12 protein-coding genes are annotated in these 13,659 nt (G+C 60.7%); 6 read left to right on the forward strand and 6 right to left on the reverse strand.

Features of this window, described 5'->3' with window-relative positions:
- The first annotated feature begins 113 nt into the window (after positions 1-113).
- From ACIOWA_RS17085 to gcvH, 4 genes are all read left to right on the forward strand, one after another.
- Complete coding sequence (locus ACIOWA_RS17085; protein ID WP_339464658.1) at positions 114-1,118, forward strand: extracellular solute-binding protein; 1,005 nt, start codon at positions 114-116, stop codon at positions 1,116-1,118.
- Positions 1,119-1,275: 157 nt separating this feature from the next.
- Positions 1,276-2,892, forward strand: a complete 1,617-nt coding sequence (locus ACIOWA_RS17090; protein WP_401160875.1) for an ABC transporter permease — start codon at positions 1,276-1,278, stop codon at positions 2,890-2,892.
- A 156-nt stretch (positions 2,893-3,048) separates the two neighbouring features.
- Positions 3,049-4,131, forward strand: coding sequence for a glycine cleavage system aminomethyltransferase GcvT (gcvT, locus tag ACIOWA_RS17095; protein ID WP_339464659.1), 1,083 nt, complete (start codon positions 3,049-3,051; stop codon positions 4,129-4,131).
- Between the two features lie 48 nt (positions 4,132-4,179).
- Positions 4,180-4,563, forward strand: a complete 384-nt coding sequence (gene gcvH, locus ACIOWA_RS17100) for a glycine cleavage system protein GcvH (RefSeq protein ID WP_339430429.1) — start codon at positions 4,180-4,182, stop codon at positions 4,561-4,563.
- A 54-nt stretch (positions 4,564-4,617) separates the two neighbouring features.
- Here gcvH and ACIOWA_RS17105 read toward each other — a convergent pair whose 3' ends face one another.
- Positions 4,618-5,760 (reverse strand): DegT/DnrJ/EryC1/StrS aminotransferase family protein, encoded by a 1,143-nt coding sequence (locus tag ACIOWA_RS17105; protein WP_339430428.1) that lies wholly within the window; start codon positions 5,758-5,760, stop codon positions 4,618-4,620.
- Between the two features lie 158 nt (positions 5,761-5,918).
- Between ACIOWA_RS17105 and gcvP the strand changes: the two genes are divergently transcribed.
- Positions 5,919-8,792 carry an aminomethyl-transferring glycine dehydrogenase gene (gene gcvP / locus ACIOWA_RS17110; RefSeq protein ID WP_401160878.1) on the forward strand — a complete coding sequence of 958 codons (2,874 nt, stop codon included), beginning with the start codon at positions 5,919-5,921 and terminating at the stop codon, positions 8,790-8,792.
- 182 nt (positions 8,793-8,974) lie between these two features.
- On the opposite strand, the gene ACIOWA_RS17115 is transcribed toward gcvP, so the two are convergent.
- From ACIOWA_RS17115 to ACIOWA_RS17135, 5 genes are all read right to left on the reverse strand, one after another.
- The gene (locus tag ACIOWA_RS17115; RefSeq protein ID WP_401160899.1) at positions 8,975-9,295 is read right to left on the reverse strand and encodes a DUF2388 domain-containing protein; all 321 of its coding nucleotides are present in this window, start codon (positions 9,293-9,295) and stop codon (positions 8,975-8,977) included.
- Between the two features lie 65 nt (positions 9,296-9,360).
- The gene (locus tag ACIOWA_RS17120; protein ID WP_401160880.1) at positions 9,361-9,804 is read right to left on the reverse strand and encodes an NfeD family protein; all 444 of its coding nucleotides are present in this window, start codon (positions 9,802-9,804) and stop codon (positions 9,361-9,363) included.
- Between the two features lie 3 nt (positions 9,805-9,807).
- Entirely contained in the window at positions 9,808-10,728 is a 921-nt protein-coding gene (locus ACIOWA_RS17125; protein ID WP_339430425.1) for an SPFH domain-containing protein, read from the reverse strand.
- Between the two features lie 91 nt (positions 10,729-10,819).
- The gene (locus tag ACIOWA_RS17130; protein WP_339430424.1) at positions 10,820-12,604 is read right to left on the reverse strand and encodes an ATPase, T2SS/T4P/T4SS family; all 1,785 of its coding nucleotides are present in this window, start codon (positions 12,602-12,604) and stop codon (positions 10,820-10,822) included.
- A gap of 92 nt (positions 12,605-12,696) precedes the next feature.
- Positions 12,697-13,035, reverse strand: a complete 339-nt coding sequence (locus tag ACIOWA_RS17135) for a hypothetical protein (protein WP_401160883.1) — start codon at positions 13,033-13,035, stop codon at positions 12,697-12,699.
- A 126-nt stretch (positions 13,036-13,161) separates the two neighbouring features.
- On the opposite strand from ACIOWA_RS17135, the gene ACIOWA_RS17140 reads away from it, so the two are divergent.
- Positions 13,162-13,626, forward strand: coding sequence for an Lrp/AsnC family transcriptional regulator (locus ACIOWA_RS17140; RefSeq protein WP_221734057.1), 465 nt, complete (start codon positions 13,162-13,164; stop codon positions 13,624-13,626).
- The last annotated feature ends 33 nt before the right edge of the window (positions 13,627-13,659 follow it).

Below are 13,659 nucleotides of genomic sequence, written 5' to 3' on the forward strand. Positions count from 1 at the left end.
ACAAGTTACAGGCTGCGCAACATCTGGTAACTCCTTGGGAAAGTGTTCGATTGAGAACCTAAATGTGAGTCCTTATCATTTGGCCCACATTTTCCGACCGAGAGATCACTCCCATGTTGGCACCCAAGCGTCTTCTGACCGCACTGGCCTTGACCCTGATCGGCACCGCCACCGCCCAGGCCGCCGACGAGGTAGTGGTTTACTCCTCGCGTATCGATGAACTGATCAAACCGGTATTCGATGCCTACACCGCCAAGACCGGGGTGAAGATCAAGTTCATCACCGACAAGGAAGCGCCGCTGATGCAGCGCATCAAGGCCGAAGGCGAAAACGCCACCGCCGACCTGTTGCTGACCGTCGATGCCGGCAACCTCTGGCAGGCCGAGCAAATGGGCATTCTCCAGCCGTTCACTTCCAAAGCCATCGATGCCAACATTCCCGCCCAATACCGCTCGTCCACCCATGCCTGGACCGGCCTGAGCCTGCGTGCGCGGACCATCGCCTATTCCACCAAACGGGTGAAACCGGGCGAACTGACCACCTACGAAGCGCTGGCCGACAAAAACTGGGAAGGCCGCCTGTGCCTGCGCACCGCGAAGAAGGTCTATAACCAGTCGCTGACCGCCACCATGATCGAAGTCCATGGCGCAGCGAAGACCGAAGAAATCCTCAAGGGCTGGGTCAACAACCTGTCCACCGACGTCTTCTCCGACGACGTCGCGGTGCTCGAAGCGATCAACGCCGGGCAATGCGATGCTGGCATCGTCAACACTTACTACTACGGCCGTCTGCACAAGCAGAAGCCGGATCTGGCGGTAAAACTGTTCTGGCCGAATCAGGCCGATCGCGGCGTACACGTCAACCTGTCGGGCATCGGTCTGACCCAGCATGCGCCGCACCCTGAGGCGGCCAAGGCGCTGGTCGAGTGGATGACCACCCCTGAGGCTCAGAAGATCTTTGCCGACGTGAACCAGGAGTTCCCGGCCAACCCGGCGGTGGCGCCGTCCGAAGAAGTGGCAGCCTGGGGCAAGTTCGTGGCTGACACCTTGCCGGTGGAAGTGGCAGGCAAGCGCCAGGCTGAAGCGATTCGGTTGATGGATCGTGCCGGCTGGAACTGAGTCTGTTGCTTGCTCACCGTTGATCGTGCCCACGCTCCGGGTGGAACGCAGCCCCCGACGCTGCGCGTCGATTTGCTGAAACCCTGACGCGGAACCTCATAAGATGTGTGCCCACGCAGAGCGTGGGCACAATCATTTAGCCCTCAGAGAGCCAAAAGTGGCCCACCTCGTCCAACGCCGCTGGTATCCCATCGTCTTCGCCATTGCTGCGCTGGTGCTGTTGCCCCTGAGCGTGTTGCTGCTCTCATGGCAGAGCATCGACCAGCAGATCTGGTCGCACCTGTGGCAAACCCAGATGCCGCGCCTGCTGGGCAACACCCTGACGCTGGTGCTGGGCGTCGGTGTCGGGGTGACGCTGCTCGGCGTCAGCCTCGCCTGGCTCACAAGCCTGTGCGAATTCCCCGGGCGACGCTGGCTGGACTGGGCGCTGATGTTGCCGTTCGCCATCCCGGCCTACGTGCTGGCGTTTGTCTTTGTCGGCCTGCTTGATTTCGCCGGCCCCGTGCAAACCCTGCTGCGCGAGTGGTTCGGTTCGGGCCTGCGACTGCCGCGGGTGCGTTCCACCGGCGGGGTGATTGTGGTGCTGGTGCTGGTTTTCTATCCCTACGTTTACCTGTTGGCGCGCACTGCGTTCCTCGCGCAGGGCAAAGGGCTGATGGAAGCGGCGCGGGTGCTTGGCCAATCACCGTGGCAAGCGTTCTGGCGCGTGGCGTTGCCGATGGCGCGTCCGGCCATCGGTGCCGGCGTGGCACTGGCGCTGATGGAAACCCTCGCCGATTTTGGCGCGGTGTCGGTGTTCAACTTCGACACCTTCACCACCGCCATCTACAAAACCTGGTACGGCTTCTTCAGCCTGTCGAGCGCTGCGCAACTGGCCAGCCTGTTGTTGTTGGTGGTGATGCTGGTGCTGTATGGCGAGCGCCGCGCGCGAGGGGCCAACCGGGCGGGCAACGAGCGGCCGCGGGTCAAGGCGTTGTATCACTTGCGTGGGTTGAAGGCGTTCGCGGCAATGAGTTGGTGTGGACTGGTTTTCGCCTGCGCGTTCGTCATTCCGCTGTTGCAACTGATCGTCTGGTTCTGGCAGCGCGGACGCTTCGATCTGGATGAGCGCTACGTCGGACTGATCATTCACACCCTGTACCTGGGGGGGATGGCGGCGTTGATGACCGTCAGCGTTGCGTTGCTGCTGGCCTTCGCTCGGCGTCTGGCACCCACTCGGGCGATTCGTTCCGGGGTGAGTCTGGCCAATCTCGGTTACGCCTTGCCGGGGTCGGTGCTGGCGGTATCGATCATGTTGGCGTTCAGTTATCTGGACCGGGAAATGGTGATTCCGCTCTCCGGCTGGCTCGGTGGCGCAGGCAAACCATTGTTGCTCGGCAGTCTGGCAGCGTTGCTGATGGCGTATCTGGTGCGGTTTATCGCTGTGGCCTATGGCCCGTTGGAAAACAGCCTGGCGCGTATACGGCCCTCTTTGCCCGAAGCGGCACGTAGCCTGGGTGTCAGTGGGCCACGACTGTTTTTCAAAGTGTATCTGCCGTTGTTGTTGCCCGGTACGCTGAGCGCGGCGTTGCTGGTGTTCGTCGATGTGCTCAAGGAAATGCCCGCGACCCTGCTGATGCGCCCGTTTGGCTGGGATACGCTGGCTGTGCGGATCTTCGAGATGACCAGTGAAGGGGAGTGGGCAAGGGCGTCATTACCGGCGTTGACCCTGGTTCTGGTCGGGTTGTTGCCGGTCATTGGCCTGATCAGACGTTCTGCACACAGAAACACTTAGTCGTCAGTCCTGAATCATGCGGCTACAATGCGCGGCATTCGGTGCGGATCGTCTGACAGACCCGTTCGCTGAAATCGGCTGAAAGCCTTCTATTTCAAGGCTTGAGCGCCGTGCAGCGGCTGTCCGCACCTTCGCCACGCCCGGAAGGAGAAACCCATGGGACAGCGTACGCCTCTGTATGACCTGCATCTCGCCCTCGGCGCGAAGATGGTCGATTTTGGCGGTTGGGACATGCCACTGCATTACGGCTCGCAGGTCGAGGAGCATCACGAAGTGCGCCGCGATTGCGGGGTGTTCGATGTGTCCCACATGACCGTTATCGACGTTGATGGTCCTCAGGCCAAGGCCTGGCTCCAGCATTTGCTGGCCAACGATGTCGAACGCCTGCACCGCCCCGGCCGTGCGTTGTACAGCACCATGCTCAACGAGCGTGGCGGCATCGTCGACGACATGATCGTCTATCGCCTCGACGACGGTTATCGCCTGGTGGTCAACGCCTCCACCCGCGATCAGGATCTGGCCTGGATGCAGGCGCAACTGGACGGGTTCGACGTGCAATTGCACGAACGTTCAGAGCTGGCGATGCTCGCCATTCAAGGCCCGCAAGCCCGACACAAGATTGCCGAACTGGTGACCCAGTCCCGCGCCACGCTGATCCAGCACCTCAAACCTTTCGAAGCTTACGCTGACGGCGACTGGTTCATTGCCCGCACCGGTTACACCGGTGAGGACGGTCTGGAAATCGCCCTGCCAGCGGATCAGGCGCCAGCGTTTTTCAACGATCTGGTCGGCGCCGGCATTTCTCCGATCGGCCTGGGCGCCCGCGACACTTTGCGTGTTGAAGCCGGGATGAACCTCTACGGTCAGGACATTCACCAAGACGTTTCGCCACTGGCCTCGAACATGGCCTGGAGCATTGCCTGGGAACCGGCATCGCGTCAGTTCATTGGCCGCGCGGCGCTTGAGGCGGAAAAAGCCGCTGGCATTGCGCAAAAACTGGTCGGCCTGGTGCTGGAAGAACGCGGTGTTTTGCGCGCTCATCAAGTGGTTCGTATCGCCGATGTTGGCGAAGGGGAGATCACCAGTGGTAGTTTCTCTCCTACGCTAAGCAAATCGATTGCCCTGGCGCGTGTTCCGATGGCCACCGCCGATCGCGCCGAAGTGGAAATCCGAGGCAAGTGGTATCCGGTTCGCGTGGTCAAACCGACCTTCGTGCGCCATGGCAAAACTTTGATCTAACCTTTTCCGGCGGGCACGACCGCTGACAATTTCCTGAGGACACCGAGCATGAGCAATATCCCCGCTGAACTGCGTTTTGCCGAAAGTCATGAGTGGGCGCGTCTGGAAGCTGACGGCACCGTTACCGTGGGCATCAGCGATCACGCGCAGGAAGCGCTGGGCGACGTGGTGTTCGTTGAGCTGACCGACGTGGGCAAAGTGTTTGCGGCTGAAGATCAGGCCGGTGTGGTCGAATCGGTGAAAGCGGCTTCCGACATCTACGCCCCGATCAGCGGTGAAGTGATTGCCGTCAACGAAGAGCTGAGCGGCTCGCCGGAACTGCTCAACTCCGATCCGTATGGCGCGTGGATCTTCAAGCTCAAGCCAAGCGACACCGCTGATCTGGAAAAACTGCTCGATGCAGCGGCCTACAAGGCTGTCATCGGCGAGTAAGCCAAACGCAATACCCAAAGCCCCGATCCGTCGGGGCTTTTTTGTGGGCGATCGTCAGGCGCCGCCCAACACGGCTTTCACTGCCGCCACCGAGCGCTCGACATCTTCCATGGTCATGGTGGTGAACATCGGCAGCGACACAATCAGTCGCCCGACCCGCTCGGCCACAGGTAGCGTTCCTTCCTTGAAGCCGCGCTCGCGGTACAGGCTCAGCAAGTGGATCGGCGGGTAGTGATAGCCGATGCCAATGCCACGCGCCTGCATCTGCTCCATGAACGTGGCCCGCGCCGGCAAGCCATCCTGGCGCTCCGGCAATACCAACTGAAACAGGTGCCAGTTGCTGTTCTCGAAATCCGCGGGCGGTAATTGCGCGCCATAGGTGGTTTCGAAATCCTCGCCGAAGCATTTGAAATAGTGTCGGGCCAGTTCACGTCGATGGGCGGTCAACGCCTCGATATGAGCGAATTGACCAAGGCCGATGGCGGCGGCGATGTCGGTCATGTTGAATTTGCCACCGAGCACGTCGACGTCCAGACCGTCGAAACCATGGCGGGTCACGCCCTGCAAGCGGTACTTCTGCGCCAGCCGTGCTTCCTCGGGCGTGTTCAGCACCAGGCAACCGCCCTCGGAGCAGGTCACGTTCTTGTTCGCCTGAAAGCTGAACGACACGAAGTCGCCGGTTGCGCCAATGCGCTGGCCATTCCAGCTCGAACCCAGGGCCTGAGCCGCGTCTTCGACAATGCGCAGATTGTGTTTGGCGGCGATGGCGTACAGGCGATCCATGTCCACTGGCAAACCGGCCAGATACACCGCAATCACCGCTTTGGTACGCGGTGTAATGGCGGCTTCGAGTTGATCCAGGTCGATGTTGCGGGTTATCGGGTCGATGTCGGCAAACACAGGCGTGGCGCCGACTTCAAGGATCACATTGGCCGTGGCCACCCAGGAAATCGGTGTGGTGATCACCTCGTCGCCCGGGCCGATGCCGGCAATGCGCAAGGCGATTTCCATGGTGCAGGTGCCGGAGTTGAACGTGCGCACCGGGCGCCCGCCAAAGTATTGCGAGAGCTGCGCTTCAAAGGCCTGAACTTTCGGCCCGCTGGTAATCCAGCCGGAGCGCAGCACGTCGCCTACAGCGGCAATCGTTGCTTCATCGATAACGGGTTTGGAAAACGGCAGGAATGGCAGTTGGCTCATGGGGCGTCGATCATCCGCTGGTTGGATGCCTGAGGCAGGCGCGCCACAGCATGGCCCGAAACCGCCGTCGGCGCCAAGCCGTGCGCGTCGATATCGACTGCTATGCTGGATTGACCGTGTTGCATTGACGCCGAGCGCCAGCCAAGAGAGAGCCCGTCATGTCCCAGTTGCCGTCCCTGAGCCAGTTACGTGATCCCGATGCCTTCCTGCGCCGTCACTTGGGGCCCGATGCCGCCGAGCAGCAGGCGATGCTCGACAGCCTGGGTCTGGGCAGTCGGATCGAACTGATCGAGCAAACCGTGCCGCCGGCGATCCGCTTCAATCGTGCGCTGGATTTGCCGCCAGCCCTCGATGAGCAAGCGGCACTGGCCAGGTTGCGCGGTTATGCCGAGCAAAATCAGGTCTGGACCAGCCTGATCGGCATGGGTTACCACGGCACCCTCACGCCGACCGTCATCCTGCGCAACGTGCTGGAAAATCCCGGCTGGTACACCGCGTACACGCCCTATCAACCGGAGATCGCCCAAGGCCGGCTCGAAGCGCTGCTGAATTTCCAGCAACTGACCATCGACCTCACCGGCCTCGACCTGGCCAATGCCTCGTTGCTCGACGAAGCCACGGCGGCAGCAGAAGCCATGGCGTTGGCCAAGCGCGTGGCGAAGTCCAAGAGCAATCTGTTTTTCGTCGACGAAAACTGCCATCCACAAACCCTTTCCGTGGTGCAGACCCGCGCCGAGGGCTTGGGTTTTGAAGTGATCGTCGACGCTGTGGATAACTTGAAGCAGCACCAGGTGTTCGGTGCGCTGCTGCAGTATCCCGACACGCACGGCGAGATCCGTGATCTGCGGCCGTTGATCGATCACCTGCATGCGCAACAGGCACTGGCCTGCGTCGCCACCGATTTGCTCAGTCTGTTGTTGCTGACGCCGCCGGGTGAACTGGGTGCGGATGTGGTGTTCGGCTCATCCCAGCGCTTTGGCGTGCCTATGGGGTACGGCGGCCCGCACGCCGCGTTTTTTGCCAGTCGCGAGGCATACAAACGGGCGATTCCCGGGCGGATCATCGGGGTGTCGAAAGACGCCCGGGGCAACGTGGCGTTGCGCATGGCCCTGCAAACCCGCGAACAACATATCCGCCGCGAGAAGGCCAACTCGAATATCTGCACCGCGCAGGTTCTCCTGGCCAACATCGCCAGTTTCTATGCGGTCTATCACGGGCCGGAAGGTTTGAAACGGATCGCCCAGCGCGTGCATCGGCTGACCTGCATTCTTGCCGCCGGTCTTGAGCGTCACGGCATCAACCGGGTCAACACACAGTTTTTCGACACGCTGACGCTGGAGGTGGGCGGCGCGCAAACCGCGATCATCGAAAGTGCTCAGGCTGCGCAGATCAACCTGAGGATTCTTGGCCGTGGCCGAGTCGGTCTGAGCCTCGATGAAACCTGTGACGAACGCACCGTCGCCAAACTTTTTGATGTGCTGCTGGGTGCCGATCATGGGCTGATCGTTGACGATCTTGACGCTGAAGTGCTGCTTTCCGGCATTCCCGTCACGCTCCAGCGCAACACGCCTTACCTGCGTCATCCGGTGTTCAACGCCCATCACAGCGAAACCGAGATGCTGCGTTACCTCAAGCAATTGGAGAACAAGGATCTGGCGCTCAACCAGTCGATGATCCCGCTGGGCTCCTGCACCATGAAGCTCAACGCCACCAGCGAGATGATCCCGATCACCTGGCCACAGTTCGCCCACCTGCATCCGTTTGCGCCGCGAGAACAGGCGGTCGGTTACACCTTGATGATCGAGGAGCTGGAGCGCTGGTTGTGCGCGATCACCGGGTTCGATGCAATCTGCATGCAGCCCAACTCCGGGGCTCAGGGCGAGTACGCCGGGCTGCTGGCGATCCGCAAGTATCACGAGAGTCGTCAACAGGGCGCGCGGGATATCTGCCTGATTCCGTCCTCGGCCCACGGCACTAACCCGGCCTCGGCGCAGATGGCCGGAATGCGCGTGGTGATCGTCGAGTGTGATGACGCGGGTAACGTTGATCTGGAGGACTTGAAGGCCAAAGCCGCCGAGGCGGGGAATAAGCTGTCGTGCCTGATGGCGACCTATCCGTCGACCCACGGCGTGTACGAGGAGGGCATCAGCGAGATTTGCGAGGTTATCCACCAGCACGGCGGTCAGGTGTACATGGATGGCGCCAACCTGAATGCGCAGGTTGGACTGACGCGGCCAGCAGACATCGGCGCCGATGTCTCGCACATGAACTTGCACAAGACCTTTTGCATTCCCCATGGCGGTGGCGGGCCGGGTATGGGGCCGATCGGCATTCGCGCGCACTTGGCGCCGTTCGTCGCCAATCATCCGGTGGTGCCGATTGACGGGCCAATGGCGCAGAACGGCGCCGTGAGCGCGGCGCCGTGGGGCAGTGCGAGCATTCTGCCCATCAGTTGGATGTACATCGCGATGATGGGGCCGCAACTGGCGGACGCCAGCGAGGTGGCGATTCTGGCGGCGAATTATCTGGCCCAGCATTTATCCGGTGCTTTTCCGGTGCTGTACACCGGACGCAACGGTCGGGTAGCCCATGAATGCATTCTCGATCTGCGGCCACTCAAAGCGCAGACCGGTATCAGCGAGGAAGACGTCGCCAAGCGTTTGATGGACTACGGCTTCCATGCGCCGACCATGTCGTTCCCGGTGCCGGGTACGTTGATGGTTGAACCGACCGAGAGTGAATCCAAGGCTGAACTGGACCGCTTCATCGGCGCGATGCTGAGCATCCGCGCCGAAATCAACGAAGTGCAAAATGGCAACTGGCCGGCCGAAGACAATCCGCTCAAGCATGCGCCGCACACGTTGGCTGATGTCACCGGGGTGTGGGAACGGCCCTATAGCATCGAGCAGGGCATCACCCCGGATGCCCATACCAAAGCGCACAAGTATTGGCCGGCGGTGAATCGGGTGGACAACGTTTACGGGGATCGCAACCTGTTTTGTGCCTGCGTACCGGTGGACGACTACCGCTGAACTGATGGTTGAACCGGATCCACTGTGGGCTGGCTCGCGAAAGCGGTGTGTCAGTTAGCGGAGAGGTTGGCTGGGCTGATGCCTTCGCGAGCCAGCCTGCTCCCACAGGGTTCTATGGTGAATGTGAAATAGCGAGCAAAAAAATGCCGCTCAATCGAGCGGCATTTTTGTGGGCGAAAGGCTTATTCGGAAGCCACGGCGTTCTTCGTCAGAATCGCATTCGCCAATTCCATGTCCGTCGCTTGCAGGCCCGGGTTGTCGGCGCGGACTTTCTGCATCGCTGCTTCCAGATACGGACCGCGAATGCCGCCGTCACTGGCAACGAAACTGCCGGCATCGTCCTGTGCCGCGACGATCAATTTGTGATCCTTGAAGGTCAGGTAAGTCGAACCGGTGGTAGCACCGGACGAAATGACGTTACGCCAAAAGCTGTCCGCCATGGCCGAACCAACGGGAAGGGACAGCAAGGCCAGCGTGGCGACAGCAAGTTTGAGACGCATGATGAGGTGACTCCTGGGGTTAACTACGGCGTTGGATCGTCATTTTCCCGATCCGGTTCCGTACGCAATCATTCGGCACGCTCAACCAACAAAATCGCGCCTTGTTGCCCGGTCACGCGAACACGCTCGCCAACCGGTGTATCCGGCCCTCGGGCGATCCACACGCCATCAGCAACCTTGATCTTGCCGTGACCGCCGGCAATCGCTTCGCTGACCACGAACACGTTGCCGATCAATTCCTGCCCCCGCAGGTTCAGGAGTGGTTGATCACTGCGACGCACCGCGGTGCGTTGGCGTCGCCACCAATACAGCGCGGTCAGGATCGAAAACAGCGCAAACAGCACCAGCTGGATTTCCCACGGCAGCGTCGGCAAGACAAACGTTGTGACCCCGACAGCGGCAGCCGCCATGCCGATCCACAACAGATAGCCGCCAGCCCCGAACACTTCGAGGATCAGCAACACGGTGCCCAGCCCCAGCCAGCTCCAGAAGGTGAACAGTTCGGTCGGCATGACTCAGACCTTCTTGCCGTCAAAAGTCGCTTTGACAATTTCGGTAATCCCACCCACCGCGCCGATCATCGAACTGGCTTCCAGTGGCATGAGGATGACTTTGCTGTTGTTGGCCGAGGCCAGTTTGCCCAGTGCGTCGATGTATTTTTGCGCGACGAAATAGTTGACCGCTTGTACGTTGCCGCCGGCGATGGCTTCGGACACCACTTTGGTCGCCTGGGCTTCGGCTTCGGCCTGGCGCTCGCGGGCTTCGGATTCAAGAAACGCGGCCTGACGGCTACCTTCGGCTTCCAGAATCTGTGCCTGCTTCTTGCCCTCTGCGGTGAGGATCGCCGAGGCTCGCAGGCCTTCGGCTTCGAGGATCTGCGCACGTTTGATACGTTCGGCTTTCATTTGTCCGGACATGGCAGCCATCAGGTCAGCGGGCGGGCTGATGTCCTTTATTTCGATCCGGGTGATTTTGATGCCCCAGGGGGCGGTGGCTTCGTCGACGGTGCGCAGCAGCCGTTCGTTGATGTTGTCACGCTGGCTGAGCATGGCGTCCAGCTCCATGGAACCGAGCACAGTGCGGATGTTGGTCTGCAGCAAATTGCGAATGGCGTGTTCGAGGTTGTTCACCTCGTAGGCGGCCTGGGCCGTGTTGACCACCTGGAAGAAACACACGGCGTCGATCTGCACCGTGGCGTTGTCGGAGGTGATGACTTCCTGGGGCGGGATATCCAGCACGCTTTCCATCACGTTGATCTTGCGACCGATACGATCCATCACCGGAATGATGATGTTCAGGCCAGGTTTGAGGGTGTTGGTGTAGCGCCCGAAGCGCTCGACCGTCCACTCGAAACCCTGGGGCACGACTTTGAAACCCATGAACAGAATGGCGATTGCCAGGGCCACAAACAGTAAAAGCACACTTCCGGTCTGCATAACGATTCCTTGTTGGATGGATCAATGGGGTTGCGATGGCGCCAGTGTAACGGCGTGGCCCGGGCTTAAGAACAGCTTGATGGCAATCTGATTATTTGTGCTCGCTCTGCGGCGTCACCCGCAGCACCTCCTCAATCGTCGTCAACCCTGCCGCCACTTTCTGTGCGCCGGACAGGCGCAAGCTGCGCATGCCTTCCTTGAACGCCTGGCGGCGGATCGCAGTGAGGTCGGTGTCCGGGGTGATGAAGGCTTTGAGGCTGTCGCTCAGTTGCATGATTTCGTAGACCCCCGCGCGGCCGCGATAACCGGTGTCGCGGCACTCCAGGCAACCGATGGCGCGATGGGCACTGCCCGGCAGCGGCGCCTGCCAGGGGCGGGTCAGGGTTTGCCAGTCCTCATCTTCGAGTGTCAGCGGCGCCTTGCAATGAGGGCACAAGGTGCGCACCAGTCGTTGCGCCATGACCCCGAGTACGGTGGCTTTGATCAGGTAATGCGGTACGCCCAGTTCGAGTAAACGGCTGATCGCACTCGGTGCGTCGTTGGTGTGCAAGGTCGACAGCACCAGGTGCCCGGTCAGTGCAGCCTGAATCGCCATTTCGGCGGTTTCGAGGTCGCGGATCTCGCCGATCATGATGATGTCCGGGTCTTGCCGCATCAGCGCGCGCACCCCGGCGGCGAAACTCAGATCGATGTTGTGCTGCACCTGCATCTGGTTGAATGCCGGCTCGACCATTTCGATGGGGTCTTCGATGGTGCAGAGGTTGACCTCCGGCGTCGCCAGTTTCTTCAGCGTGGTGTACAGCGTGGTGGTCTTGCCCGAACCGGTCGGCCCGGTGACCAGAATGATGCCGTTGGGCTGTCGGGTCATGTCCTGCCAGCGGCGCAGGTCGTCGGCGGAAAAACCCAACTGATCGAAGTTCTTGAGCAGCACTTGCGGGTCGAAGATGCGCATGACCATTTTTTCGCCAAACGCGGTGGGCAGCGTTGATAACCGCAACTCGACTTCACCGCCGTCCGGGGTCTTGGTCTTGACCCGGCCGTCCTGGGGTTTGCGCTTTTCGGCGACGTTCATCCGGCCGAGGCTTTTCAGGCGGCTGACAATCGCCATGGTCACCTGCGGCGGGAATTGATAGACGTTGTGCAGCACCCCATCGATGCGAAAACGCACCGTGCCTTGCTCGCGGCGCGGTTCGATGTGGATATCACTGGCGCGCTGTTGAAAGGCGTACTGGAACAGCCAGTCGACGATGTTGACGATGTGCGCGTCGTTGGCGTCCGGCTCCTGATCGCTGGCGCCGAGGTTGAGCAGTTGCTCGAAGTTGCCCAGGTTACCGTTCTGCTGATCGCCGCTGCTCGCGCCGCTGACCGATTTGGCCAGGCGAAAGAACTCGACGCTGAAGCGCTGGATATCTACCGGGTTGGCGACCACCCGTCTGATCGGCAGCTTCAGTACGTGAGTCAGGTCGGCTTCCCAGCCGTTCACATAGGGCTGGGCGCTGGCCACGGTCACCGAGTCGCGGTCGACTCCAACCGCGAGGATCTTGTGCCGTTGGGCAAAGGCGTAGGACATCAGCGGGGTGATGGCGGCGACGTTGATCTTCAGCGGATCGATGCGCAGGTACGGCTGGCCGGCCTGCTGCGCCAGCCACAGGGTCAGGCTTTCAAGATCGAGGTGCTTGCCCGGACGGCTGAGGTCGTCCAGTTGTTGGCTGGCGATGAACTCCAGCGGGTGTATCTGACCGTGGGCGGCATGACGGCGGCGCGCAATCAGCGCCTGCTCCGCCGAGTCCTGGCTGATGAAGCCTTGGGCGACCAGTTCGCGCAGCACATCGTTGAGTTCCAGCCAGCGGTCCTGAATAGCGAGTTGAACGGACATGCGGGCTTCCTTTTAAGCGACGTTGCGCCAAAGGATAGTCGCGGCCCGGCAGACCGTTGGGCCACTACCCGACGAAGCCGTTGCCGGATTTGTCAGCCGGCAGCCTGCGCTGGCGCCTCCCACGCGCTGTCGGCGTTTTGCAGATTCACCGAGCAGACGCTGATCAGGTTACGAAGCTTTTGCGCGATGACCTGAGCGCGATGCCAGCTCAGGCCGCCCATGATCAGGTCGATCGACAGCAGATCGTCCAGCCGCTGCACGTTGACCTGCTCGGGCGTGAGCAATTGCAGTGCGAACAGGTTCAGCACTCGCACCAGCAAGTCCGGCTCGGCCTCGGCGAGGATCTGATAGTGCGCCAGGCAATGGGCGTTGCTGACGTTCCAGACGTCGGCGCGGGTGGGTGGGGGGGGTACGGCTTCGAGGTGCGGCATGACGAGTCTCCAAAATCGCTGGAGGAATTTTTACATTCGGTGTCGGGTATTTCTTATCTATGATTAGCGTTAATGGCGGTTGATCGGGAAGATCAATTCGCAAAGTTGTCTATTTGAGGTTTTTTTATGCATAGCGAACTGGACGGCTACGACCGCAAGATTCTCGCCCTGCTGCAAGAGGACGCTTCGCTGTCCAGTGCGCAGATCGCCGAACAGGTGGGGCTGTCGCAATCACCGTGCTGGCGGCGGATTCAGCGGATGAAGGAGGAAGGGATCATTCGCGGGCAGGTGACGTTGCTGGATCGCAAGAAAATCGGCCTGAACACGCAGATCTTTGCCGAGATCAAACTCAATGCGCACGGGCGTTCGAACTTCACCGAATTCACCGAAGCGATTCGTGGTTTTCCGCAAGTGCTGGAGTGTTATGTGCTGATGGGCGCGGTCGACTTTCTGCTGCGCATTGTTGCGGCGGACATCGAGGCCTATGAGCGGTTCTTCTTCGAGAAGCTGTCGCTGGTGCCGGGGATTCAGGAAGTGAACTCGATTGTGGCGTTGTCAGAGATCAAGTCCACAACGAGCCTGCCGGTTTGAGTTTTCAGGCGTCTGTAATGGCCTCTTCGCGAG

The sequence above is a fragment of the Pseudomonas sp. NPDC087614 genome, from assembly GCF_044743485.1.
In the GTDB taxonomy this organism is placed as follows: domain Bacteria; phylum Pseudomonadota; class Gammaproteobacteria; order Pseudomonadales; family Pseudomonadaceae; genus Aquipseudomonas; species Aquipseudomonas baetica_A.

Coding starts and splice junctions, on each gene's coding strand:
- ACIOWA_RS17085 (WP_339464658.1), top strand. CDS start 114: ATGTTGGCACCCAAGCGTCTTCTGACCGCACTGGCCTTGACCCTGATC.
- ACIOWA_RS17105 (WP_339430428.1), bottom strand. CDS start 5,760: ATGAGCCAACTGCCATTCCTGCCGTTTTCCAAACCCGTTATCGATGAA.
- ACIOWA_RS17130 (WP_339430424.1), bottom strand. CDS start 12,604: ATGTCCGTTCAACTCGCTATTCAGGACCGCTGGCTGGAACTCAACGAT.
- gcvT (WP_339464659.1), top strand. CDS start 3,049: ATGGGACAGCGTACGCCTCTGTATGACCTGCATCTCGCCCTCGGCGCG.
- ACIOWA_RS17120 (WP_401160880.1), bottom strand. CDS start 9,804: ATGCCGACCGAACTGTTCACCTTCTGGAGCTGGCTGGGGCTGGGCACC.
- ACIOWA_RS17140 (WP_221734057.1), top strand. CDS start 13,162: ATGCATAGCGAACTGGACGGCTACGACCGCAAGATTCTCGCCCTGCTG.
- ACIOWA_RS17125 (WP_339430425.1), bottom strand. CDS start 10,728: ATGCAGACCGGAAGTGTGCTTTTACTGTTTGTGGCCCTGGCAATCGCC.
- ACIOWA_RS17135 (WP_401160883.1), bottom strand. CDS start 13,035: ATGCCGCACCTCGAAGCCGTACCCCCCCCACCCACCCGCGCCGACGTC.
- gcvP (WP_401160878.1), top strand. CDS start 5,919: ATGTCCCAGTTGCCGTCCCTGAGCCAGTTACGTGATCCCGATGCCTTC.
- gcvH (WP_339430429.1), top strand. CDS start 4,180: ATGAGCAATATCCCCGCTGAACTGCGTTTTGCCGAAAGTCATGAGTGG.